24 protein-coding genes are annotated in these 22,895 nt (G+C 60.4%); 3 read left to right on the top strand and 21 right to left on the bottom strand.

Annotation, left to right across the window (positions count from 1 at the left end; all coding sequences use genetic code 11):
- Positions 1-3 precede the first annotated feature (3 nt).
- Genes glgX through glmS form a run of 4 tightly spaced genes read right to left on the bottom strand, consistent with a single transcriptional unit; the run spans position 4 to position 5,962 of the window.
- Positions 4-2,124, bottom strand: a complete 2,121-nt coding sequence (gene glgX / locus ACP7B9_RS01310; RefSeq protein WP_425860026.1) for a glycogen debranching protein GlgX — start codon at positions 2,122-2,124, stop codon at positions 4-6.
- 8 nt (positions 2,125-2,132) lie between these two features.
- Complete coding sequence (locus tag ACP7B9_RS01305; RefSeq protein ID WP_425860024.1) at positions 2,133-3,698, bottom strand: NAD(P)H-hydrate dehydratase; 1,566 nt, start codon at positions 3,696-3,698, stop codon at positions 2,133-2,135.
- Position 3,699: 1 nt separating this feature from the next.
- Positions 3,700-4,047 carry a holo-ACP synthase gene (locus ACP7B9_RS01300; RefSeq protein ID WP_425860022.1) on the bottom strand — a complete coding sequence of 116 codons (348 nt, stop codon included), beginning with the start codon at positions 4,045-4,047 and terminating at the stop codon, positions 3,700-3,702.
- A gap of 13 nt (positions 4,048-4,060) precedes the next feature.
- On the bottom strand, positions 4,061-5,962 hold the full coding sequence (gene glmS, locus ACP7B9_RS01295; RefSeq protein WP_425860020.1) for a glutamine--fructose-6-phosphate transaminase (isomerizing): 1,902 nt from the start codon (positions 5,960-5,962) through the stop codon (positions 4,061-4,063).
- A gap of 140 nt (positions 5,963-6,102) precedes the next feature.
- On the opposite strand from glmS, the gene coaA reads away from it, so the two are divergent.
- From coaA to mscL, 3 genes are all read left to right on the top strand, one after another.
- Positions 6,103-7,071 carry a type I pantothenate kinase gene (coaA, locus tag ACP7B9_RS01290; RefSeq protein WP_425860018.1) on the top strand — a complete coding sequence of 323 codons (969 nt, stop codon included), beginning with the start codon at positions 6,103-6,105 and terminating at the stop codon, positions 7,069-7,071.
- On the top strand, positions 7,071-8,114 hold the full coding sequence (locus ACP7B9_RS01285; protein ID WP_425860016.1) for a D-alanyl-D-alanine carboxypeptidase family protein: 1,044 nt from the start codon (positions 7,071-7,073) through the stop codon (positions 8,112-8,114). The genes coaA and ACP7B9_RS01285 overlap by 1 nt, the downstream gene beginning before the upstream one ends.
- Before the next feature lie 61 nt (positions 8,115-8,175).
- Positions 8,176-8,583, top strand: coding sequence for a large conductance mechanosensitive channel protein MscL (gene mscL, locus ACP7B9_RS01280; protein ID WP_425860014.1), 408 nt, complete (start codon positions 8,176-8,178; stop codon positions 8,581-8,583).
- A 99-nt stretch (positions 8,584-8,682) separates the two neighbouring features.
- On the opposite strand, the gene glmM is transcribed toward mscL, so the two are convergent.
- From glmM to ACP7B9_RS01195, 17 genes are all read right to left on the bottom strand, one after another.
- Positions 8,683-10,029, bottom strand: a complete 1,347-nt coding sequence (gene glmM, locus ACP7B9_RS01275) for a phosphoglucosamine mutase (RefSeq protein WP_425860012.1) — start codon at positions 10,027-10,029, stop codon at positions 8,683-8,685.
- A 272-nt stretch (positions 10,030-10,301) separates the two neighbouring features.
- On the bottom strand, positions 10,302-10,817 hold the full coding sequence (gene rpsI, locus ACP7B9_RS01270; protein WP_425860010.1) for a 30S ribosomal protein S9: 516 nt from the start codon (positions 10,815-10,817) through the stop codon (positions 10,302-10,304).
- Positions 10,818-10,853: 36 nt separating this feature from the next.
- Positions 10,854-11,297: a 50S ribosomal protein L13 gene (rplM, locus tag ACP7B9_RS01265; protein WP_425860008.1), complete on the bottom strand. Its 444-nt coding sequence runs from the start codon at positions 11,295-11,297 to the stop codon at positions 10,854-10,856.
- Positions 11,298-11,554: 257 nt separating this feature from the next.
- Positions 11,555-12,457, bottom strand: coding sequence for a tRNA pseudouridine synthase A (locus tag ACP7B9_RS01260; protein ID WP_425860007.1), 903 nt, complete (start codon positions 12,455-12,457; stop codon positions 11,555-11,557).
- Positions 12,458-12,563: 106 nt separating this feature from the next.
- Entirely contained in the window at positions 12,564-13,073 is a 510-nt protein-coding gene (gene rplQ, locus ACP7B9_RS01255; RefSeq protein WP_425860005.1) for a 50S ribosomal protein L17, read from the bottom strand.
- 85 nt (positions 13,074-13,158) lie between these two features.
- Complete coding sequence (locus ACP7B9_RS01250; RefSeq protein WP_044576488.1) at positions 13,159-14,169, bottom strand: DNA-directed RNA polymerase subunit alpha; 1,011 nt, start codon at positions 14,167-14,169, stop codon at positions 13,159-13,161.
- Between the two features lie 131 nt (positions 14,170-14,300).
- The gene (gene rpsK, locus ACP7B9_RS01245) at positions 14,301-14,702 is read right to left on the bottom strand and encodes a 30S ribosomal protein S11 (RefSeq protein ID WP_038464649.1); all 402 of its coding nucleotides are present in this window, start codon (positions 14,700-14,702) and stop codon (positions 14,301-14,303) included.
- 107 nt (positions 14,703-14,809) lie between these two features.
- Entirely contained in the window at positions 14,810-15,187 is a 378-nt protein-coding gene (gene rpsM, locus ACP7B9_RS01240) for a 30S ribosomal protein S13 (RefSeq protein WP_044576485.1), read from the bottom strand.
- A gap of 192 nt (positions 15,188-15,379) precedes the next feature.
- The gene (rpmJ, locus tag ACP7B9_RS01235; protein WP_011775570.1) at positions 15,380-15,493 is read right to left on the bottom strand and encodes a 50S ribosomal protein L36; all 114 of its coding nucleotides are present in this window, start codon (positions 15,491-15,493) and stop codon (positions 15,380-15,382) included.
- Between the two features lie 29 nt (positions 15,494-15,522).
- Positions 15,523-15,744: a translation initiation factor IF-1 gene (gene infA / locus ACP7B9_RS01230; protein ID WP_009358723.1), complete on the bottom strand. Its 222-nt coding sequence runs from the start codon at positions 15,742-15,744 to the stop codon at positions 15,523-15,525.
- A gap of 158 nt (positions 15,745-15,902) precedes the next feature.
- Positions 15,903-16,865, bottom strand: a complete 963-nt coding sequence (locus tag ACP7B9_RS01225; RefSeq protein ID WP_425859999.1) for a P1 family peptidase — start codon at positions 16,863-16,865, stop codon at positions 15,903-15,905.
- A 152-nt stretch (positions 16,866-17,017) separates the two neighbouring features.
- Positions 17,018-18,367: an ABC transporter substrate-binding protein gene (locus tag ACP7B9_RS01220; RefSeq protein WP_425859997.1), complete on the bottom strand. Its 1,350-nt coding sequence runs from the start codon at positions 18,365-18,367 to the stop codon at positions 17,018-17,020.
- Positions 18,368-18,454: 87 nt separating this feature from the next.
- On the bottom strand, positions 18,455-19,381 hold the full coding sequence (locus ACP7B9_RS01215) for a carbohydrate ABC transporter permease (protein ID WP_425859995.1): 927 nt from the start codon (positions 19,379-19,381) through the stop codon (positions 18,455-18,457).
- Positions 19,381-20,364 carry a carbohydrate ABC transporter permease gene (locus ACP7B9_RS01210; protein WP_425859993.1) on the bottom strand — a complete coding sequence of 328 codons (984 nt, stop codon included), beginning with the start codon at positions 20,362-20,364 and terminating at the stop codon, positions 19,381-19,383. The genes ACP7B9_RS01215 and ACP7B9_RS01210 overlap by 1 nt, the downstream gene beginning before the upstream one ends.
- A 3-nt stretch (positions 20,365-20,367) precedes the next feature.
- Positions 20,368-21,135, bottom strand: coding sequence for a glycerophosphodiester phosphodiesterase (locus ACP7B9_RS01205; RefSeq protein WP_425859991.1), 768 nt, complete (start codon positions 21,133-21,135; stop codon positions 20,368-20,370).
- A gap of 240 nt (positions 21,136-21,375) precedes the next feature.
- Positions 21,376-22,209: a type I methionyl aminopeptidase gene (gene map, locus ACP7B9_RS01200; protein ID WP_425859989.1), complete on the bottom strand. Its 834-nt coding sequence runs from the start codon at positions 22,207-22,209 to the stop codon at positions 21,376-21,378.
- Positions 22,210-22,322: 113 nt separating this feature from the next.
- Positions 22,323-22,892, bottom strand: coding sequence for an adenylate kinase (locus ACP7B9_RS01195; RefSeq protein ID WP_425860714.1), 570 nt, complete (start codon positions 22,890-22,892; stop codon positions 22,323-22,325).
- Between the last annotated feature and the right edge of the window lie 3 nt (positions 22,893-22,895).

The raw sequence follows: 22,895 nt of genomic DNA, 5'->3' as shown, positions 1-22,895 counted from the left end.
TATCTAATTCCGGTCCGGGGCGCGTAACACGAGTACGGAGCGCGCTACCAGCTGCACCGTTGCCCCCGCGGAGAACTCACCGGACAAGGTGGCGCCGGTGTCTACTTCCACCACCCATCGTGTCGCGTAGTCCCCGGTTGGCAGGGCGAAGTCCACCGCGGCGTCTCCGCTGTTAAAGAGCATCAGGAAGCAATCGTCAACCACTTCCCTGCCCTTTTCGTCGCAGTCGGGGATGCCTGCACCATTGAGGAACACGCCGATGCAGCGCCCCAATCCGCTGTCCCAATCGCCGGCCGTCATGGTGGCCCCGTCTGAGCGCAGCCACACAATGTCCGGCAGTGCGCCGTCGTCCCCGCGCTCGACAGGACGCCCATCGAAGAACCGACGACGGCGAAACACCGGGTGCGCCTCCCGCAATCGTCCCAGCTGGGAGACGAAGTCGGTCAGGCCATCGTCGGCTGCTTCCCAGTCGATCCACGTGAGCGGCGAATCCTGGGCGTAGGCATTGTTGTTGCCATGCTGCGTTCGGCCCAGTTCATCGCCATGGAGGATCATGGGCACGCCTTGGGAGAGCATGAGCGTGGTGAGGAAGTTCCGTTGGGCGCGTGCCCTCAGTTCCGCGATGGCAGGATCAGAAGTTGGCCCTTCCATACCGTGGTTCCAGGAACGGTTGTGGGATTCACCATCGCGGTTCTCCTCGCCGTTGGCCTCATTGTGCTTGTCGTTAAAGCTCACCAGGTCCGCCAACGTGAACCCGTCGTGGGCGGTCACGAAGTTGATCGAGGCCACGGGGCGACGGCCCGAATTCCCGTACAGGTCCGAGGAACCGGTTAGCCGTGACGCAAATTCGCTCAGCGTTGACGGTTCTCCCCGCCAAAAATCGCGGACGGTGTCGCGGAATTTTCCGTTCCATTCGGTCCACTGCGGCGGGAAGTTGCCTACCTGGTAGCCGCCGGGGCCAAGATCCCACGGCTCGGCGATGAGCTTGACCCGAGAGACAACAGGGTCTTGCTGCACCATTTCAAAGAACGAGGAGAGCTTGTCCACGTCGAAAAACTCCCGGGCCAGCGTGGCCGCCAGATCAAAGCGAAAACCGTCAACATGCATTTCTGTGACCCAGTAGCGCAGCGAATCCATGATCAACTGCAGCGAATGGGGCTGCCTGACGTTGAAGGAATTTCCGGTGCCCGTGTAATCGATGTTGAGCTCTTTATTGCCCTCTTGGAGCCGGTAGTACGCGTCGTTATCGATGCCCCGGAAGGAAAGCGTGGGACCAAGGTTGCTGCCTTCGGCCGTGTGGTTGTAAACCACGTCCAAGATGACTTCCAGCCCGTTGCGGTGCAGTTCCTTCACCATGGACTTGAACTCACGGACATGGTCGCAGGGATCGGAGCTGGCCGCGTATTCGTTGTGCGGCGCAAAGAAACCGATCGTGTTGTAGCCCCAATAATTTCGCAGACCCTGCTGCTCGAGCCTTTCGTCCTGCACAAATTGGTGGATCGGCATAAGCTCCACCGCTGTGACACCGAGCTTCTTTAGATGCTCGACGACGGACGGGTGCGCCAAGGCGGCGTAGCTGCCGCGCTGCTCCTCGGGCACGTCGTGGTGGAGGGCCGTCAGGCCCTTGACATGGGCCTCATAGATGACGCTCTGGTAGTAGGGAATATCGAGTTTCGCATCGGGGCGGCCGTCCGCATCCTGCCAGTCAAAGCTGTCATCCACCACCACACTTCTGTAGGTGCTGGCCGCAGAGTCTTCGTCATTGCGCACCAGTGGATCACCGAGGTTGTAGGCAAAGACCGGCTGGCCCCACGTGATCGCCCCGTCAACCGCCTTGGTATATGGGTCAAGGAGCAGCTTGGCGGCGTTGAAACGGAGCCCGTTGGCTGGATCCCAGGGCCCTTCCACCCGGTAGCCGTATCGTTGGCCCGGGCCAACGCCCGGGACGTAGCCATGCCACACGTAGCCGTCCACCTCGGTCAGCGGCAACAGGGTTTCCTTGCCTTGCTGGTCGAAAAGACACAACGTCACCGCCGCCGCACCATCGCTGAACAAGGCGAAGTTGGTGCCGTTGCCATCCGCGTGGGCACCCAGTGGGTGGTCCCGTCCCGGCCAGATTTCCATGGTTCCCCTTATGCTGCGCTAGTGGGTGGTGTGGAGAGCTTCGCCCAGACCGCTGGAATTCTTGCTGCCAGCATCCCTGCATTCAAAGTTTCTGAGGGGTTGTGCGCGGCGGGCACGCCAGCGTCGTCACGGGTCAGCTCACAACGGGCCAGTTCACCGTGCAGGGCTGCTGCGAGTGCCGCGGTGACCGTGAGTGTCGCTGTGCCACGCATGGCCAGCAGCGCCACGAGGATGCCCGCCAAGGTGTCACCGCTTCCTGCCGTGGCCAGCCGTGGCGTCCCATTGGCCTGTGTGTACACGGCACCGGTACTGTCTGCCACCACGGTGGTTGGGCCTTTCAGCAGCACCACGGCGCCAAACAACGCCGCCGTCGTACGGGCCGCAGCGAGAGGTGAGGCCTCTATCTTGGAGCGGCTTAGCACCACGCCGCAACGCGCCAACAAGGCCGAAAGCTCGCCTGCGTGCGGGGTAAGGACAAGGTGCGCGTTCCCGCCGTCGGCGGACGGTTCCACGAGGGCCAGTGCGGCAGCGTCAACCACCACGGGGATGGCCGCCGCACAGCTGGCAGCAATCGCCTCACGGGCACGTTCGTACTGAGCGTCATCTCCGTCAATTCCGGGTCCGACCAGCCATGCTTGAACCCGCACGTCCTGAGGAGAATCTTCCGAACACACCACCTCAGGATTGCGCACGTGCAGGGCCGCCGCCACCTGCGCCGGACCCAGATACCGGACCATTCCCGGCCCGCATGCCGAAGCCGCGGCCGCGGCCAGCAGGCCTGCCCCGGGATATTGGGCGGACCCGGCAATAATTCCTGCCACCCCACGGGTGTACTTGTGATCCGCCGCCAGCGGATTCGGCAGCAGCGCAGCCAGATCTCCGTCGTCAAGCCGGCTCACGTCTTTCGGGCCCAGGAGATCACCGATCCCGAGGTCTACAAGTTTTACCGCACCGCACAGCTGCTCGGCTGGCGAGCTCAATAACCCTGACTTGTACGCACCAAAAGTCACCGTAAGATCGGCACGCAGCACCGGCCCGTGTACCTCCCCGGTCGTAGCATCAACACCGCTGGGGAGATCGCAGGCAACCACCAAGGGCCGCCGCATCCCAGACAGCTGCTCCAGCTTTTCCACCACGGTCGCCACCGGTTCCCGAAGGCCACCGCTGCTCCCCGTCCCCAGCAGCCCGTCAATAACGACGCCGGACGCCCTAGCCTCAGTGAGGAACTCCGCCGCGCCGGTGTCGGCAGTCAGTGCAAGGCACCGGCCGCCGGCTTTCTCAAAAGCAGTCAGGGCGTCGGGGTGGGTCCGGGAACCGGCGAGCAGCGCCGTCGTACGTGCACCGTGTGTGGCCAGCCAGGCGCCCGCGTACAAGGCGTCGCCGCCGTTGTTGCCCGAACCAACAAGAATGGCCACTCGTGCACCGTAGATCCGGCGGCCCTGTGACTTTAGAACAGACGCCACGCCCATCCCGAGCCCGTGCGCAGCCGTGCGCATGAGTATCGGCCCCTGCCCAGCGGCAAGGAACGGTTGCTCAGCGGCCCGGACGGCCGATGCCTGGTAGGCGTGGCGCATGTCAGCTTTCTGCGATCACCATGGCTGTGGAAATACCGCCGTCGTGGGTCATGGAAACGTGCCAGTGCTTGATTCCCTTGGACTTGGCCACGGCAGCAACGGTGCCCTTGACGTTGATCGTGGGTCCGTTTTCGTCAAGGCCAATCCAGCAGTCCTGCCAATTCATGCCGGCCGGGGCACCGAGCGCCTTCGCCACGGACTCCTTGGCGGCGAAGCGTGCGGCCAGCGACCGCGTGTTCAGCCCACGTTCTGCTGGCACAAAGAGCCGGTCAAGCAGTCCCGGAGTCCTCTCCAGCTGGCGGCCAAACCGCTCAATGTCTACAACGTCCACGCCAATACCAATGATCATGAACCAACCCTATCTACTCGACCGTGACCGACTTCGCCAGGTTGCGGGGCTGATCTACGTCAAAGCCCTTGGCCGAGGCAAGCTCGAGGGCGAAGATCTGCAGGGGAACCGTTGTCAACAGTGGTGCCAACAACGTGCTTGTCTGAGGAACGTAGAACACGTGCTCGGCGTAGGCCTGCGCGGATTCGTCGCCTTCTTCGGCAATAACGATGGTCTTAGCACCGCGAGCCCGAACTTCCTGGATGTTTGAGACAACCTTGGAGTGCAGTGAGTGGCGTCCTCGAGGTGAGGGAAGCACAACAATAACCGGCTGCCCCTCTTCAATCAGTGCGATCGGCCCGTGCTTGAGCTCGCCAGCTGCGAATCCTTCGGCATGAATGTAGGCCAGTTCCTTGAGCTTCAAGGCACCTTCCATGGCCACGGGGTAACCAACATGGCGGCCAAGGAACAACACGCTGCGGGTATCGGCCATGCTGCGAGCCAGTTCCCTGATCTGTTCGGCGTTCTCCAGAACAGTAGCGATCTTCGCCGGTGTCTTGGCCAATTCGGCCAGAATGTCCTTGATCTGGCCCTGGAACAGGTTTCCGCGCAACTGTGCCAAATACAGGCCCAGCAGGTAGGCGGCGGTGATCTGCGCCAGGAAGGCCTTGGTGGAGGCGACCGCAATCTCGGGTCCGGCGTGCGTGTACAGCACGGCGTCCGATTCGCGCGGGATGGTTGAACCATTGGTATTGCAGATGGCGACCGTCTTGGCGCCCTGCTCTCGCGCGTACCGCACGGCCATCAAGGTGTCCATGGTTTCACCGGACTGGGAGATGGAAACAATCAGGGTGTTCTCATCAACAATGGGATCCCGGTACCGGAACTCATGGGAGAGCTCCACCTCGGTGGGGATCCTGCACCAGTGCTCAATGGCGTAGCGGGCCACCTGGCCAGCATAGGCAGAGGTGCCGCAGGCGAGAACGATGATGCGGTTAATGTTTTTTAGCACGGCCGGGTCAACACGCAGCTCATTGAGCGTCAGGTTGCCAGCTTCATCGCTACGCCCCAGCAGGGTCTTAGCAACAGCCTCGGGCTGGTCGTTGATTTCCTTTTCCATGAAGGACGGGTAACCGCCCTTCTCGGCTGCGGCAGCATCCCAGTCGACAAGGTATTCGCGACCCTCGCCCGGTACGCCATGGAAATCGGTGATCTCCACGTTGTCGGCCGTGATGGTGACAACTTGGTCCTGTCCCAGTTCCACGGCCCGGCGGGTGTAATCGATAAATCCGGAAACATCCGAGCCGAGGAAGTTCTCGCCGTCGCCCAATCCCACAACGAGAGGAGAGTTGCGGCGGGCAGCCACGACGACGCCCGGCTCGTCGGCGTGCGTTGCGACCAGCGTGAAGGCACCTTCAAGGCGCTGTGCAACCTGCTGCATGGCCTGAGACAGCCGGCCTGTGGACGATCCATTGTCAGCGAATCCCCGGTAGATATCACCCAGGAGAGTTGCGGCGACCTCGGTGTCGGTTTCAGACTTGAAGCTGTGCCCGCGGGCCACTAGCTCGGACTTCAGTGATGCGTAATTTTCGATGATGCCGTTGTGAACAACGGCCAAGTCTCCGCCGTCAACAAGGTGCGGGTGCGCGTTGGCGTCGGTGGGTCCACCATGCGTGGCCCAACGAGTGTGGCCAATGCCGCTGTAGGCATCCGGGAGCGGGTTGCTCTCCAGTTCTTCCAAGAGCATGGCAAGCTTGCCACTCTTCTTGCGCATCTGGAGGCCAGCGGCCCCCACGACGGCGACACCTGCGGAGTCGTATCCGCGGTATTCCAGGCGGCGCAGACCTTCAATCAGAACCTCAAGGGCTCGCTGATTGGCCGACGAACTTGTTCCTTGAGCCGGGGCAGCGCCGGCGTATCCCACAATTCCACACATAAAAAACAATCATATGCCCCTACGAGTTCGCAGGACGTTCTACCTCCTTATGGCGTTTATCCCTGAAAATGTGTCAAGAATTCCGGGGTGCTCCGTAGGCCCGTTTCCCACTCAACCCCAAACAAGGCAGAATTGCAGGTGTGACAGCTCAAAGAACCGAGTCCGGCAACAGCGTCAGCGCCTCCCCTTTTGTGGAATTGGACCGCCAGACATGGTCTCGCCTTGCCAACAAAATCGAGCAGCCGCTCAACGAAGAGGACGTTCAGCGCCTCCGCGGCTTGGGCGATCAGCTGAACATGCGGGAAATTCACGACGTCTATTTACCACTCTCACGGCTCCTGAATCTGTATGTCGGCGCGGCCGAACACCTCCACAACGCCACCACCACATTCCTCGGCGAGCGTGGCACCCGCACCCCGTTTGTCATTGGTGTTGCAGGCTCCGTTGCTGTGGGCAAGTCCACAACGGCTCGCGTACTCAAGGAGATGCTGTGCCGCTGGCCGGACACTCCCAATGTGGAGCTTGTCACCACCGACGGCTTCCTTTACCCCAACGCCGAACTTGAACGCCGCGGACTCATGACCCGCAAGGGCTTCCCGGAGTCCTATGATCGCCGCGCCCTTCTACGCTTCGTCAGTGCCATCAAGAGCGGCGCCGAGGAAGTCCGCGCCCCCATGTACTCCCACCTCACGTATGACATCCTGCCGGACAAGGAAGTTGTGGTTCGCCGCCCCGACGTATTGATCGTTGAGGGTTTGAATGTCCTGGCTGCGGCACGGCCCCGCAGTGATGGGCGTTCCGGCTTGGCCGTCAGCGACTTCTTCGATTTTTCCATCTATGTCGATGCCAAGACCAGCCATATTGAGCAGTGGTACATCGAACGGTTCAGGTCCCTGCGCACCAGCGCGTTCGCCGATCCCGATTCATACTTCCGGCGCTATGCAGACTTGTCAGACGCGGAGGCAACCGCCACCGCCGACAAGATCTGGAAGAGCATCAACGAGCCCAACCTGGTCCAGAACGTGCTGCCCACCCGTGGCCGCGCCCAGTTGGTGCTCACCAAGGACGCCGATCATTCCATCAAACGGATGCTACTGAGGAAGGTCTAGTGCCGGTTGTGGGCTTCCACCAGACGCGACGTCCCCGGCAGACGCCTGCCGGCCGCCTTCGTCGTGAGCTGTCGTGGCCCCGACCGGGCGGCATCGTGATCTCCGCGATCGGAGCCGCGCTGGTCTTCGGAGGGGCCCTTTCTGTCACTCCCGCGACTGATGCGCCGTCCCCTATGGCTGCCGCGCCTACTTCTTCCTCCAGTACGACGCCGGCCCCCTCCCAGGTGCCCACGCCCGGTGCCGCCGCGCCCACGGAAGGCACCACCCAGCCGCCATCCAGTGCAGCGGGGACGCTCTCGGCGTCGGGTCTCACCGCCGCGCCGATTCCGCCGTCGACCACAGCCCCAGCCCCAGCCCTCAAGGTTGCCGGCGCCGCCGCGGGCTCGCCCATTCAGAAGTTGTTCGCCACCGACGGCCTTGCCCCCACAGACAATGCGCTGCGGAACATCGCCAACCCCAACAGCCCACTGGTGCTCGTCAACAAACAACGCCCATTGGTGCCCGCCAACTATTCGCCGAGTGATCTTGTGACGCCCGCAGTACTCTCCGGATCCAGTGAACCCGTGCTGCTGCGCGCCGAGGCGGCCACCGCAACGGAACGGCTATTTGCCGCCGCAGCCGCCCAAGGCATCCGGATCACCGTCATGAGCAGCTACCGTTCCTACGAAACTCAGGTTTCCGTCTACAACGGTTACGTGGCTGGCAAGGGTGAGGCCGCAGCAGACTCAACATCGGCCCGCCCCGGATTCTCTGAGCATCAGACCGGGTTGGGCCTGGACATTGGAGATGCGGATGCCGGCACTGCATGTGACTTCAATAGCTGTTTCGCAGACGCCGCGGCCGCACAGTGGGTTGCAGCCCACGGCAGCGACTTCGGTTTCCTTGTGCGGTACCTGCCGGGCGACGAATCAGTCACCGGGTATCTGGCCGAGCCCTGGCATTTACGGTACGTCGGGATTGCCGTTGCGCAGGACATGAAAGTGCTGGGTATCTCCAGCTACGAGAAATATTTGGGAGTTCCGGACGCTCCGGGCTACAAATAGGACTACAAAAAAGTTTTTCGTAATACACGCGGATTGCCATGGAGTGCGGTAACTTGGTGGCATGTTAAAGGGATTCAGAGATTTCATAATGAAGGGCAATGTCGTTGACCTTGCCGTCGCCGTCGTCATCGGTGCAGCCTTCGGGGCAGTAGTAAACTCCCTCGTTGAAAACATTCTGATGCCGCTTATCGCAGCTTTGTTCGGTTCCGCCAACTTCGATAGCTTTGCGCTCCTCACCATCAACGGTGTTGACATCAAGTTCGGTGTCTTCCTCACCGTCTTGGTCAACTTCCTCATCGTTGCTGCCACTATCTACTTCGTAGTTGTTGTACCCATGAACCACGTCATTGCTCGCCGCAATGCCAAGCTCGGCATCACGGAAGAAGAACCCCCCGTAGATCCGCAGATTGAACTGCTGACCGAAATCCGCGACTCACTCAACGCCCGCCCCACCGGCGGACTTCACTAAGTCCTACTGAACAAAGGAGGCGGCAACCCCACCGGGGTTGCCGCCTCCTTTTGATTGTGCGGATTGTTTCGGAACTAAAAGCTTCTAGGCTAAGAACCTTTAGAGCGAAAGTTCCGCCTTCACAACGCTCACCAAATCATCACAGATTCGTTCGGCCGTTTCGATGTCGCCGGCTTCAACCATGACGCGGACCAGGGCCTCGGTTCCCGAGGGGCGCAGCAGGACCCGTCCGGTATCGCCAAGTTCAGCTTCAGCCTTGGCTACGGCGGCGTTGATGGCCGGAACCGTGGAGGCCCGGCCCTTGTCTACGTTCTTAACGTTGATCATGACCTGGGGCAGCTTGGTCATGGCGCTAGCCAATTCCTTCAAGGACTTGCCCGTCTTGGCAACCTGGGCCGCCAGCTGCAAGCCGGTCAGCACGCCGTCGCCCGTGGTGGCAAACTTCGAGAAGATCACGTGGCCGGACTGCTCGCCGCCTAGGGTGTAGTCGCCACGGCGCATCTCTTCGAGGACATAGCGATCGCCCACACCGGTTTCACGGATAGTAATCCCTGCATCACGTAGGGCAATCTTCAACCCGAGGTTGCTCATCACGGTGGCAACAAGAACATTGTCCTTGAGTTCGCCGGCGGCCTTCTGAGCCAGTGCCAGAACGGCCATGATCTGGTCCCCGTCAATAACATTGCCTTCGTGATCCACTGCGAGGCAGCGATCGGCATCCCCATCATGGGCAATGCCGAGATCGGCGCCCATCGCCAGAACAGTTTCCTGCAACAGGCCAAGGTGGGTCGAACCCACACCATCGTTGATGTTCAGGCCATCGGGCTCAGCACCAATGACAGTCAACTCAGCGCCCGCATCGGTGAACACCTGAGGCGAGCATCCGCTGGCGGCACCGTGGGCGCAGTCAAGGACGATCTTCAATCCGTCGAGGCGGTTCGGCAAGGTACCCAAGAGGTGAACGATGTAACGGTCCTCGGCGTCCGAGAAGCGTTGGATACGTCCCACATCGACGCCGACGGGTCGGAAAGCATCCTGCTGAAGTTGCAGCTCGATGGCATCCTCAACCTCGTCAGGAAGCTTCATACCGCCTCGGGCAAAGAACTTAATGCCGTTATCGGGTGCGGGGTTGTGAGAGGCGGAGATCATCACGCCAAAGTCCGCACCGAGGTCGGCGATAAGGAAGGCGGCCGCAGGGGTTGGCAACACGCCGGCGTCGTAGACATCGACGCCAGCACTGGCCAGCCCCGCGACCACGGCAGCAGCGATGAACTCACCACTGGCACGTGGGTCGCGAGCAACTACCGCACGCGGCCGTTTTCCCTCGCTCATTTGCTCATGGCCGAGGACCACAGCAGCGGCCTGGGCAAGGGATAAAGCCAATTCAGCCGTCAGCAGGCCATTGGCCAAACCGCGGACACCGTCTGTTCCAAATAATCTTGACATCTGACTCAGTCTAAATCATCGAGGTGAGAAACTCGTCCCTGACAAGAAATCCGCTCCTGCAGATACCAGATAATCGATCCTTTCGGCCAACGCTCCCGCCCTCAGGGGCAAGGGGCGCCATGAAGCACGCCAAGAGCCTCCGGAATCAACCCACCCGATCTGCAGGAGGGTTTCGAAATACACCCCCAGATCTGCAGGAGGGTCTATGTGCCGGGACGCAAAAAATCCCCGGCCGCATGGCGACCGGGGATTTCTGTGAAGCGCAATAAGATTTAGCGCTTGGAGTACTGCGAAGCCTTACGAGCCTTCTTGAGACCAGCCTTCTTGCGCTCGATGACGCGTGAGTCACGAGTCAAGAAGCCGGCCTTCTTCAGGATGGCACGGTTGTTCTCAGTGTCGATCTCGTTCAAGGAACGAGAAACACCGAGACGCAATGCGCCGGCCTGACCTGAGGGGCCACCACCGTGGATACGAGCCCAAACATCGTAGGCTCCATCCAGGTCCAGGAGGCGGAACGGATCGTTTACTTCCTGCTGGTGCAGCTTGTTCGGGAAGTAGTTGTCCAGCTCGCGGCCGTTAACAATCCACTTGCCGGTGCCGGGAACGACGCGAACACGGGCAATTGCCTGCTTGCGACGGCCAACAGCTGCGCCGGAAACGGTCAGTGCCGGGCGTTCCTTCTTGGGTGCTGCATCTGCTGCAGCTGAGCTTTCGCTCGTGTAGCTAGTCAAAACTTCTTCCTCAGCCACGACGGCTTCGGCGTTCAGCTCTTCAGTATTCTGAGCCACGATTCTCCTTGATAAATATTGGGTTGGTGGCCAGGACTACTGGGCGACCTGGGTGATTTCAAACGTCTGCGGCTGCTGAGCGGCGTGCGGGTGCTCAGCACCGCGGTAAACCTTCAGCTTGCTGATCTGGGCGTTGCCCAGCTTGGTCTTGGGGAGCATGCCAGCGATGGCCTTCTCCACTGCGCGAACCGGGTTTTTCTCCAACAGTTCTGCGTAGTTCACGCTGGACAGACCGCCCGGGAAACCCGAGTGGCGGTATGCGCGCTTCTGTTCGAGCTTGGCGCCGGTCAGGGCAACCTTCTCGGCGTTGATGATGATGACGAAATCGCCCATATCCATATGGGGAGCGAAGGTCGGCTTGTGCTTTCCACGCAGCAGTGTTGCGGTCTGGCTGGCAAGACGGCCCAAGACAACGTCGTTGGCATCAATGATGTGCCACTGACGGTTGATATCGCCGGGCTTCGGGGTATACGTACGCACGGTTTTTGCCTTCGTTTCTTGTTCTTAGGTGGTGTCACAGATGGTTGACACCTGCTATCTATGCGTTTACCGGAACAGAGGTGAGGGCTCTAACACCAGTCATCCTTACACTTCCCGATGACGCCCGCTCAGTGGTAGTCCTGCAACCGGACCTGTAGCGGGCGCGTGGTATCGAGATAGGACACGCACAACGACTACCTACGATACCGTTAATACTGCCACCGGGTCAAAGCGAGGATCTTGGGCTAGCGCCTTGTTCAGTCGAAAACGCCTTCCGGAACGGCTCGCCGAGTCCTGGTCAGGACGGCCCGGTCATGCATTTCCGTCTCATGAGGATAGTGAACTTCCTCCAGAATCAGGGGGTGCGGGGCCGCCAAAACGGACTTTGCGTCGCGGATTCCCGCCGTTAAACGCTCAAACATCCATTCTGGACGCTCTTGCCCCTCCCCTATCCTGAGGGAGGCTCCGAGCAGGGCCCGAACCATGTTGTGGCAGAACGCATCGGCCTGGATATTGAGGTTAATCACACCGTCATCATCTTGGACAAATTCAAAGCGCTGCAGGGTCCGCACCGTGGTGGATCCTTCACGCGGCTTGGCAAAAGCGGCAAAGTCCTGGAGCCCGAGCAGTGGCGCCGCAGCTTGATTCATCAGCGCCACGTCCAAATCACGCTCGTGCCACAGCGTCAGAGCTCTTTGGAGCGGATCCTTGTACGTAGAGCCATCGGCAATGCGGTAACTGTAGCGGCGCCACAGGGCCGAGAAGCGTGCATCAAAGCCCACCGGAGCCCTCGAGGCATCCACGATCTGCACAGTCCCGCGTAGCTCCCGCAAGACCATCCCGAGCGCCCCGTTCAGGCGCCTCTTGAGCGAATCCTCGGGCACCTCATCGTGCCCTCGCCGCAAACCGTCCCATTCCTCAGGCGTGAGGTCAAAATGAGCCACCTGCCCGCGCGCGTGCACGCCGGCGTCCGTGCGCCCCGCAACGGTGAGCCTGACGGGACGCCGAACGATGACGGCCAAGGCCTCCTCGATAACGCCCTGGACGGTACGCTCAACTGGCTGGATTCCCCACCCGCTGTAGGATCCGCCGTCGTACGCTATATCCAAACGGGACCGAATCAGGCCTCGGTATTCAGGGGTCATTGTGGGGTTGTGCATGGCCCCAATTCTACCGGGCACAAAAGTAGTGGGGCACGCAGAAGGACCCGCCTCCCACAAGGGGCGACGGGTCCTTCTTGGCAAAACGAAAGCTTTCGCTTAAGCCTTACTTGGTCTCTTCAGCGGCAGCTTCGTCAGCTACAACTTCGGTTTCCACAACTTCGGTCTCTACAACTTCTTCAACCGGAGCTTCTTCAACCGGGGCAGCCTTGGCGGCAGCAGCGGTAGCTTCCTTCACAACGGCCTGCTTAGCGCTGACCGGCTCCAGAACGAGCTCGATGACAGCCATGGGAGCGTTGTCGCCCTTACGGTTGCCGATCTTGGTGATGCGGGTGTAGCCACCGTCGCGGTTCTCCACAGCCTTGGCGATGTCGGTGAACAGCTCGTGGACAATGCCCTTGTCGCTGATCAGGCCGAGAACGCGGCGGCGTGAAGACAAGTCGCCACGCTTTGCGAAAGTTACCAGTCGCTCTGCGTAGGGGCTCAGGCGCTTGGCCTTGGTCAAAGTGGTGGTGATCCGCTTGTGCTCAAAGAGCGAAGCGGAAAGGTTCGCGAGCATCAAACGCTCGTGAGCCGCTCCGCCTCCGAGGCGGGGACCCTTAGCGGGTGTAGGCATGGTGTTTCTCCTCAAGTGTCAGCCGAACCGCTGCGGACACATCAATTGTGTCCACAGGGCCGGCTAAAAAAATTGTTGTTCGAACTTAGAGCTCGTCGTCGCTGTATGCGTCGTCGTTCTCGTCAAGGGCTGCGGCGCGGGCGGCCAGATCGAATCCTGGAGGGGAATCCTTCAGGGCAAGACCTAGTTCAACCAGCTTTGCCTTTACCTCGTCGATGGACTTCGCACCGAAGTTACGAATGTCCATCAGGTCAGCCTCGGAGCGAGCAACGAGTTCACCCACAGAGTGGATGCCCTCACGCTTGAGGCAGTTGTAGGAACGGACCGTAAGGTCCAGATCCTCGATCGGCAGGGCCATGTCTGCGGCAAGAGCGGCATCCGTCGGGGACGGGCCAATCTCAATACCTTCAGCCGCGGTGTTCAGCTCGCGAGCCAATCCGAACAGTTCAACCAGCGTGGTGCCGGCGGAGGCGATGGCATCTCGCGGGGAGATGGCCTGCTTCGTCTCAACATCAACAATGAGCTTGTCAAAGTCGGTGCGCTGTTCAACACGGGTTGCTTCCACGCGGAAAGTAACCTTCAGAACGGGAGAGTAGATGGAGTCAACCGGGATACGGCCAATTTCCTGATCTACGTTCTTGTTCTGAGCAGCCGAAACATAGCCGCGACCGCGCTCGATGGTCAGTTCGAGTTCGAACTTGCCCTTCGAGTTCAGCGTGGCAATGTGCATGTCAGGGTTGTGGAATTCCACACCGGCCGGAGGAGCAATGTCGGCAGCCGTAACAACGCCAGGGCCCTGCTTGCGCAGGTAGGCGACTACGGGCTCGTCATGCTCCGAAGACACGGAGAGTCCCTTGATGTTCAGGATGATCTCAGTGACATCTTCCTTAACACCGGGAACCGTGGTGAACTCGTGCAGAACGCCATCCAAGCGGATGCTGGTGACAGCAGCGCCAGGGATGGAGGACAGCAAGGTCCGACGCAGGGAATTTCCCAGGGTGTAACCGAAACCTGGCTCCAGCGGTTCGATAACGAACCGTGAACGGTTTTCGGAAACTACTTCTTCAGATAGGGTGGGGCGCTGTGCAATGAGCACTGGGGTTTCCTTTCAGCGAGCATCCGCTATATGACGCAACACAGGTAGTGGAAATGACGGCTGACGAGAGTTAACGGCGGCGGAGTTGGCCCCCACCGAAGTGAAGGCCAACTCTGTTGCTCTAATTCTCGTTAGACGCGACGGCGCTTGGGCGGACGGCAGCCGTTGTGGGCGCTGGGGGTTACGTCCGAGATGGAACCAACCTCAAGTCCAGCAGCCTGCAGTGAACGGATAGCCGTTTCGCGGCCCGAACCCGGACCCTTTACGAAAACGTCAACCTTGCGAAGTCCGTGCTCCTGTGCGCGCTTGGCAGCTGCTTCAGCAGCCATCTGTGCAGCGTACGGAGTTGACTTACGCGAGCCCTTGAAGCCAACCTCACCGGCAGAAGCCCATGAGATGACAGCACCGTTCGGATCCGTGATGGAAACGATGGTGTTGTTAAAGGTGCTCTTGATGTGCGCCTGGCCCAGCGCAATATTCTTTTTATCCTTGCGACGCGGCTTACGAACCGCGCCCCGAGTCTTTGGGGGCATTTTATTCTCCTACGAAAGTTTAATGAGGGGTCGGCATAAGCTAAAACCCACGCTTGCCAGATGGGTGAAAAGTGCTCTCGAGCATATTTCGATCCGGCTGGCGAGTTTTACTTGCCGGCCTTCTTCTTGCCTGCGACGGTGCGCTTCGGACCCTTGCGGGTACGTGCGTTGGTCTTCGTGCGCTGGCCATGCACGGGCATGCCACGACGGTGGCGGATACCCTGGTAGCTACCGATTTCAACCTTGCGGCGAATGTCGGCTGCAACCTCGCGGCGAAGGTCACCCTCAACCTTGTAGTTACCCTCGATGTTGTCACGCAACTGAACGAGTTCAGCGTCAGAAAGGTCCTTGACACGGACGTCCGGGGAAATACCCGTTTCGGCCAGGACATTCTTTGCACGGGTCTTGCCCACGCCGTAGATGTATGTAAGCGCTACTTCCAGCCGCTTTTCGCGGGGAAGGTCTACGCCAGCGAGACGTGCCATATTTGGCATCTCCTATGTGTAAACCGGAGGTCGTAGGCAGTACACCCGCACATTTTGTGAATGCGGCCCTGGCCTCCGACCAGGGGTCCATTGTCCGGTTGCGAACTTTCGTTCGCCTTCGTCCAACTTGTGCTGCCTTATTAATTTACTTGCGTGAGCAATAGCCCGGGTTCCTGCCTCAGAGAGGAAGGATTAGCCCTGGCGCTGCTTGTGGCGCGGGTTCTCGCAGATCACCATGACTCGACCGTTACGGCGAATCACCTTGCACTTATCGCAGATCTGCTTGACGCTCGGCTTGACCTTCATGGCATTCCTTTGCGTGATTGCAGTTGTGGTTATTTGTAGCGGTAGACGATACGACCACGTGTAAGGTCGTACGGGCTCAGCTCCACCACAACTCGGTCCTCAGGAAGGATACGAATGTAGTGCTGGCGCATTTTTCCTGAGATATGGGCAAGAACGATGTGCTTGTTCGTCAGCTCAACACGAAACATCGCGTTGGGCAGCGCTTCAGTCACAACGCCCTCGATCTCAATGACCCCGTCTTTCTTGGCCATATCCTCCGCTAACTTTGTTGCGCCGACATAGTCAGCCCCTGTAGGGACCGTTTCAGATCGGCGTTCGATTTGCTACTGATTATTGTTTGCCCAATAGACCCGCCGGAAGGCAGGCAAAGACAACCAACAACCTACTCTAGTGCAAATCTGCAAATAAGTTAAATTGACTCCTGCGGTCCGGGAAACGGCAGCCAGGTTCGCACCGGTGTGGTCACGGCTGCGGCGTGGGCAATCCCGTCACCGACGGCAAGGCGCACCGCCTCCGCTGCCGCACTTTGCAGCTCAATCATGTCCCCGATAGGCACATCCGGGTTCACAACCAGCGCTCCCGTCCCGGTGGCCAGCGTGAAGATCGTGTCGCCGTCGGCCATGGTGTGAACGGGGTTCAGCGCCCTCGCCATTCCCGCGTGCGCCGCCGTCGAGGTTCGTTTCGCCTCGGCCACCGTGAGCCGCGCATTTGTCGCCACCACTACGAGGGTCGTGTTTAGCCCCTCCCCCGCTGCGGGCGCTGGTGTGCCCGGCTGCCACGGCAACCCAGCCGCGTTGACCACGGCCAGCGCTCCCACCACAATGTGCCGGTTCTCGCCGGTCAGCCGGATCGAGGAGGTTCCCAAGCCGCCCTTGAAACGCCCTGCGCCGATGGCCGCTCCGGTACCTGCCCCAACATTCCCGCGTACGACGTCGGCCCCTTCCGTTGAGGAGGCGGCCGCGAGTGCTGCCTCGTACCCCAGGTCCGCGTCGGGCCGCGCTGTGAAGTCCCCGCCCCGGCCCAGGTCAAAGATCGCCGCGGCAGGCACGATGGGCACCACGCCTCCGGGGACCGGAAAGCCGCGGCCGTTTTCCTCACACCACCGTTGCACCCCACCGGCGGCCGCCAGCCCATACGCGCTCCCACCGGTCAGCACCACGGCGTCGACGGTTGGCACCAGCGTGGTGGGATCCAGTGCGTCAGTTTCATGAGTTCCCGGGCCTCCGCCACGAACGTCTACGGAGCCGATGGTTCCCGCCGGTGGCACCACCACGCTTACTCCTGTCAGCCAGCCCCCGCCAATGCGCTGGGCATGACCCACCCGGATCCCGGGCACGTCCGTGATGGCTCCGTGTGTGACGGTGCGTGGCATTGGTAGTTCTCCCTACATACTCCGGTGAGTCTTCCCCTGATTATGTCGGCTGCGTGGGCAGGGCACCAGCGCCACAACGAAGAAACGCTTGTCCCATGAGTCGCGCTGATTCATGGGACAAGCGTTTTTATCCAACTAGAGGTAGGGAGTGTCTAGAGGTAGGGCTTGACGTTCTCTTCGTACGACTTCGTAATCGAGGCCGACGCCGTGGCGAAGGCCTCGGCCGGATCGCCCTTTTGCAGCATGATCTTCTCGAGTGCCGTGGTCAGGTCCTTGTCACCGTTAGGAACAAACACGCGGCCCCAGTCCTGGACACGGGTGCCGGCCAGCTGGTCGACGGCGGTGCGGAACTGCGGGGTCTTGGCGTAGACGGATTTCATGGTCTCGCCTTCCAGTGCCGAGGTACGGACAGGCATGTACCCGGTGTTGGAGGAGAAGTAGGCCGTGTTCTCGGCGTTCGTCAAGAACTTCAGGAACATACCGGCCGCCAACTGCTGCTCGGGGGTCTTGCCTGCCGGGATGGCCAGGCCGGTGCCGCCGGTGGGGCAGGCAGCGCCCTTTGCGCCCTCAGGCAGGAACCCCGTGCCGACCTCGAACTTGGACGCCTCGAGGAGACCGCTGAGGGAACCTGTGGAACCAATCGTGCAACCCGTGAGCCCTGCACCGAAATCGGCAACCTGATCCTTGGCCGTGACGGCTGCGCTCTTGTTCTCGTAGACGATCGTCTGGAGGTACTTGGCCGCTTCAAGGGCTTCGGGCGTATCCAGTGTCATGGTCCAGTCCTTGGAGTAGGCGCCACCTGCTCCCCACAGCATGTTGCAGAACCACCATGCCGTCCACGAGGTGCCCTTGCCCAAACCAAGCGGCGTGACACCGCCGGCGGACTGGATCTTCGGTGCCCACTCATCGAATTCTGCCCAGGTCTTGGGTGCGCGGTCGGGAAGGCCGGCCTTCTCCCACACGGACTTGTTGTAGTAGAACAGCGGTGTTGAACGGGCATACGGGACGGCCCAGTGTGAATCCGTGAACTCGTAATCGTTGTACAGCGTGGTGTTGAAATCGTCCGTGCCGAAGTCCAGGTGCTTTGCCAGCTGGTCGATCGGCAGGATCTGGCCGTTGATCATGTAGCGGAACCACCAGACATCGCTGGCGATGACCAAGTCCGGGACGTTGGTGGAGCCCGAGGCCGCCTGGAATTTCTGGGCCACCTCGTCGTAGTTGGCACCTGCGGTGACAAGGTTGACCTTGATGCCGCTCTCGGCCGTGAAGCGCTTGATAATCTCGGATTCAATGTCCTTTGAGGCACCCGGGTGGTTGGACCACCAGGTAATCTCCTTGGCCGGAGTGATGGCGGCCCAGTCGGTGGCATTCTCGGTTGCCGCGCCCCCGGCCTCGCCGACGGCGGGTCCCCCGCAGGCCGCCAGGGTCACCGAACCGCCCACAAGGGCGGCCAGTTGGAGCAGCTGTCGACGGTTAAGGTTTGCAAACGGTGAAGCAGACATTCAGTTCTCCTTGGATGGTTGCCGCCGGGCGAACGGGCCCAGCGGTGCGGTGCACAGGTGAAGAGTTAGAAAGCTAGGGGTGAAAGGTCAGCCGGTCACTGCACCGGAGGTTAGCCCGGTGACGATGCGGCGCTGGAGCAGGAAGAAGACGATCAACACGGGAACGGTGATTAGTACAGTTCCGGCCATGAGTACGCCCCAGTTGGTCACGCCGTCGTTGTTTTGCAAAAGCGTCAGGCCCACGGGCAGTGTCATCATCTCGGCCTTGTCGACCACCAGCAGGGGCCAGAGGTATTCGTTCCACTCGGAAACGATCGAGACCAGGGCCACCGCCGCAATGGTGGGTGCCGAGATCGGCACGACGAACTTCCATAGACGGGTCCAGTGGCTGGCACCGTCAAGGGCGGCAGCTTCCAGGATGGAAATGGGCAACGTCAGAAAGTGTTGACGGAACAAGAAGGTGCCGAAGGCGCTGGCCAGCCCCGGCAGGATCAGCCCTTGATAGGTATTGATCCAGCCGAGATCGGAGACCAAGGTGTAGTTGGGGATGATGACGATCTGCTGGGGCACCAGCAGCGCAAAGACCACCAGCCCAAACACAAATTTCTTGAAGGGGAACTCCAAGAACACCACTGCATAGGCGGTAGTTAGCCCCAGTGAGATCTTCAGGGTGGCGCCAACAACTGTAGTGATCGTCGAATTGATGAAGAAGTTGCCAAACGGCACGGCTGCCAGGGCAGCAAAATAGTTGGACAGCGCAAACGATTCCGGCAGCCACTGGATGGGAACCGTGTAGATCTCATCGCGCTGCTTGAAGCTGGCCAACATCATCCACACCAGGGGAAGGATCATGGCCGCTACGGCAACTGCCATCATGACGTAGCCACCGATGCGGGGCTTGGCCCAACCGCTCCTTGGGGCGGCCGGCACCGATTTCCGGTGCTGCGCACCGTCGGTCATCGGAGCTATTTCTTGGGGCTTCACTGCGGCTTTCTTTCCCGTATCTAGGCTCATCAGTAGTGAACCTTCTTTTGAATGAACAACATCTGTACTGCCGTAATGACCAGCAGCACAAAGAACAGGACAGTGGCGATCGCCGAGGAGTACCCGGCACGGCCGGTCGCAAAACCCTCCTGGTAGATCTGGTACATCATGGTGGTGGTGCCTTCCAATGGCCCGCCCTTGGTCATGGCCTGAATGATGTCGAAGGACTGCAACGAGCTCAGCAAGGTGGTGACGGAGAGGAAGAAGGTGGTGGGACCCAGCAGTGGGAGCACCACGTTGCGGAACGAGGCAAAGGGACCGGCGCCATCAAGCGTGGCGGCCTCAACAAGATCCTTCGGAACGGCCTGCAGGGCGGCTAAGTAGATCAGGGCCACATAGCCGACGTTTTTCCACAGGTAGACGATGATGATCATGGGCAGCGCCCACGCCGGATCGTTGTACCAATCCGGGGAGCCTAGCCCGATCCCCTTCAGGACAGCCCCTAGAACACCGAAGTTCGGGTCAAAGACAAAAAGCCACAGAAGTCCGACGGCGACCCCAGACAGGACATAGGGCGCGACAACTACCGTCCGGGCCATGCCCGTACCGCGGAGCTTGCGGTTCAGCAGCAGGGCTAGCGACAGGCCCAGCACCATGCCACCCACCACCGTGACCAGGGTAAAGATGACAGTCACCTTGACCACGTTGGCAGTGGTTGGATCCGTGAACCAGTTGATGTAGTTGTCAAGACCGATAAAACGCGCCGTGGCGGAGCCAATGTTCCATTGCAGCAGCGAATACTGCAGAGACTGGACAAGCGGCTTGTAGGTAAAAATGACCAACAGGGCCACGTTGGGTCCCGCAAATAGCAAGAAGAGCAGCCAGGATTTCCACGGGGTACGGCGCTTGCGCATGACTATCGAGCCATCACCATGGCTATGGGTTCCGCCCGGCTTATTCCCTGCCTTGCCGCCGGATTCCGACACCAAGGCAGGGGCTGACAGTTGCGACACGGTCTAGCGACCCGCTGTGACAGGAGCTTCAGCGTCGCGGCTGACCGTCTGGATCAGCGCCGGATCGTCCGTGCAGATTCCGTCGGCACCCATGTCATGAAGCTCGCGTGTACGCTCAGCGTCATTGACGGTCCAGACCCAGGCTTGGAGGCCAGCGTCGTGGATGGTTTCGATATCTTCCCGGTCCAACCCGCCCTCCCAGATGGAGACACCCTCGCCACCGTTGTTGAGCGCAAACGTGATGGCGTCGGCGAGTCCACGGCCGGCGAATTCTTCCCCTGTAGCGTCTTCGGGCAGCAGGGCGCGGAGCTTCTCAATCTTGCCAATGCAAAGCGGGTAAACCTTCGCACCGGGAACCTTACGCCCCAATTCGGCCAAGGCGCTCCAGTCTGCCGATGAGGCGAACCAATCGAGCCCGGTGATCCCGGCGACAACATCTGCCACGGGCCCGGTTGCGGCTGCATCCTTAAGTTCGATGTTGACCCGTACCTTGCCGGCGGCCAGCTTCAGGACCTGGGCAAGGGTAGGTACGTACTGGCCGCTGCCAGCATCCAGCAGGCCAAGCTGGCGGGCCGTGAATTCCGCGATACTGCCGGTGCCGTTGGTCGTGCGATCCGCGGTATCGTCATGGATCACGACGGGAATCTGGTCTGCGGAGAGATGGACGTCCAATTCAATGCCATCAACACCCAAATCGATGGCGCGGGAAAATGCGGCCAGCGTATTTTCGGGCAGGTGGGCAGACACTCCGCGGTGGGCATAGATACGCATATTTTGCAGTCCTCAGGATTGATCTCAGAGGGGCTGGCTGCGCGTCTCGGCGTGCGCCCCTTCGGCTTCAGTGACCAAGTTACGGAGTGCAATGCGCGTTCTGGTGGCGTCAAGGTGGACACGAGGCAAACACCGCTTAAATAGTCCCTCCAAACACAACTGGCCCGCAGCTAATGGCTGGAATCGTCGCGAAATCGACGATTCCAGCCATTAGCTGCGGGCCAGCGGGGAAGGGTTCTGCTAGATCTCCACCGGGACCACGCCGTACGGCGCAAGGCGCGACGCACCGCCGTCGGCCGCGGTAAGAACAAAAATACCCTTGGCGTGGAAGGCTACAGAGTGTTCCCAGTGAGCTGCGCGGGCCTTATCTGCGGTGACAACTGTCCAATCATCCTGGAGGGTGATGGTCTCCAGTCCACCACGAACCAGCATGGGCTCGATGGCCAGGCACATGCCCGCCTTGAGCTTGGGGCCCCGGTGCTTGGACGAGTAGTTCAAGACGTCCGGCGGCATGTGCATGGCGGATCCGATGCCGTGGCCAACGTAATCCTCGAGGATGCCTAGTTCTTTGCCGGGCTGGGAGGTCACATACTCATCGATGGCATCGCCAATGTCGCCAACGTACTTGCCGTTGGCCATGGCAGCGATGCCGGCCCACATGCATTCCTCCGTGATGTCGCTCAGGCGGCGATCGGCCGGGTCCTCAGCAGAGGGTCCGCCGACAATCACGCTGCGTGCGGAGTCGGAGTGCCAGCCCTCAATGATGGCTCCGCCGTCGATGGAGACGAGGTCACCTGCTTTGAGAACGCGCGAACCGGGGATGCCGTGAACAACCTCTTCATTCACCGAGGTGCAGATCGTCGCGGGGAAATCGTAGTAGCCAAGGAAGTTGGAGGTGGCCCCGGCCTTCTTGAGCTCGGCAGCGAAGATGGCATCGAGGTCACCCGTGGTGACGCCAGGGGAAACCGCTGCGATGGTGGTGTTCAGCGCAGCATCAAGGATGAGCCCGCTGCGGCGCATGATGCGCATTTGATCGATGGTCTTGTATTCAATCTTCTGCTGGCCGAACGCCATGAAGAATCCTTTCAATAAGGAAATGAACAAGGGCCCCTCCCCGAAATGCGGGAAGGAGCCCTCCTTCACAACCAGGCAACTACTGTGCCGTTGGAAAATGCATTTGCCTTGACTTAGGCGGTTTTGACGTTCTTGATGGCTTCCATGACCCGGGCGGTCACATCATCCATCTCGCCGAGCCCGTCAACCTTGGCCAAAATGCCGCGCTCCGCATAGCGGGACACTACAACCTCAGTTTGTTCACGGTACAGATCAAGGCGGTGGCGGATAACAGCTTCCGTGTCATCGCTGCGGCCTGTTTCCAAGGCCCGGCCCAACAAGCGCTTGACGAGTTCTTCATCGTCGGCCGTCAGCTGAACAACAATATCCATGCTGGCGCCAGCGCTGGCCAAGATGTCATCCAATTCATCGACCTGAGGCGAGGTGCGCGGGTAGCCGTCCAACAGGAAGCCGTCAGCCACATCGCTCTGGGCGAGGCGATCCCGAACCATCCTGTTCGTGACGCTGTCCGGAACAAAGTCACCGTTGTCCATGTACTGCTTGGCTTCAAGGCCCAAGGGGGTTTCACCCTTGACGTTGGCACGGAAGATGTCACCGGTGGAGATGGCGACAATTCCCAACTCACCAACGATTCGTTCTGCCTGTGTACCCTTGCCCGACCCGGGAGGTCCAATGATCAGCATTCT

Origin of the sequence: Arthrobacter sp. TWP1-1, from assembly GCF_049897845.1 — a bacterium.
Lineage (GTDB): Bacteria > Actinomycetota > Actinomycetes > Actinomycetales > Micrococcaceae > Specibacter.
Note: the sequence above shows the minus strand (reverse complement) of the source record. Positions and strands in the feature narration are given on the sequence as shown.

What these genes read in the sequence shown, in the direction of transcription:
- glgX (WP_425860026.1), bottom strand. Translation starts at nt 2,124, where the DNA reads ATGGAAATCTGGCCGGGACGGGACCACCCACTGGGTGCCCACGCGGAT.
- ACP7B9_RS01305 (WP_425860024.1), bottom strand. Translation starts at nt 3,698, where the DNA reads ATGCGCCACGCCTACCAGGCATCGGCCGTCCGGGCCGCTGAGCAACCG.
- ACP7B9_RS01300 (WP_425860022.1), bottom strand. Translation starts at nt 4,047, where the DNA reads ATGATCATTGGTATTGGCGTGGACGTTGTAGACATTGAGCGGTTTGGC.
- glmS (WP_425860020.1), bottom strand. Translation starts at nt 5,962, where the DNA reads ATGTGTGGAATTGTGGGATACGCCGGCGCTGCCCCGGCTCAAGGAACA.
- mscL (WP_425860014.1), top strand. Translation starts at nt 8,176, where the DNA reads ATGTTAAAGGGATTCAGAGATTTCATAATGAAGGGCAATGTCGTTGAC.
- glmM (WP_425860012.1), bottom strand. Translation starts at nt 10,029, where the DNA reads ATGTCAAGATTATTTGGAACAGACGGTGTCCGCGGTTTGGCCAATGGC.
- ACP7B9_RS01260 (WP_425860007.1), bottom strand. Translation starts at nt 12,457, where the DNA reads ATGCACAACCCCACAATGACCCCTGAATACCGAGGCCTGATTCGGTCC.
- rplQ (WP_425860005.1), bottom strand. Translation starts at nt 13,073, where the DNA reads ATGCCTACACCCGCTAAGGGTCCCCGCCTCGGAGGCGGAGCGGCTCAC.
- rpsK (WP_038464649.1), bottom strand. Translation starts at nt 14,702, where the DNA reads ATGCCCCCAAAGACTCGGGGCGCGGTTCGTAAGCCGCGTCGCAAGGAT.
- rpsM (WP_044576485.1), bottom strand. Translation starts at nt 15,187, where the DNA reads ATGGCACGTCTCGCTGGCGTAGACCTTCCCCGCGAAAAGCGGCTGGAA.
- rpmJ (WP_011775570.1), bottom strand. Translation starts at nt 15,493, where the DNA reads ATGAAGGTCAAGCCGAGCGTCAAGCAGATCTGCGATAAGTGCAAGGTG.
- infA (WP_009358723.1), bottom strand. Translation starts at nt 15,744, where the DNA reads ATGGCCAAGAAAGACGGGGTCATTGAGATCGAGGGCGTTGTGACTGAA.
- ACP7B9_RS01225 (WP_425859999.1), bottom strand. Translation starts at nt 16,865, where the DNA reads ATGCCACGCACCGTCACACACGGAGCCATCACGGACGTGCCCGGGATC.
- ACP7B9_RS01220 (WP_425859997.1), bottom strand. Translation starts at nt 18,367, where the DNA reads ATGTCTGCTTCACCGTTTGCAAACCTTAACCGTCGACAGCTGCTCCAA.
- ACP7B9_RS01215 (WP_425859995.1), bottom strand. Translation starts at nt 19,381, where the DNA reads ATGAGCCTAGATACGGGAAAGAAAGCCGCAGTGAAGCCCCAAGAAATA.
- ACP7B9_RS01205 (WP_425859991.1), bottom strand. Translation starts at nt 21,135, where the DNA reads ATGCGTATCTATGCCCACCGCGGAGTGTCTGCCCACCTGCCCGAAAAT.
- map (WP_425859989.1), bottom strand. Translation starts at nt 22,209, where the DNA reads ATGGCGTTCGGCCAGCAGAAGATTGAATACAAGACCATCGATCAAATG.
- ACP7B9_RS01195 (WP_425860714.1), bottom strand. Translation starts at nt 22,892, where the DNA reads ATGCTGATCATTGGACCTCCCGGGTCGGGCAAGGGTACACAGGCAGAA.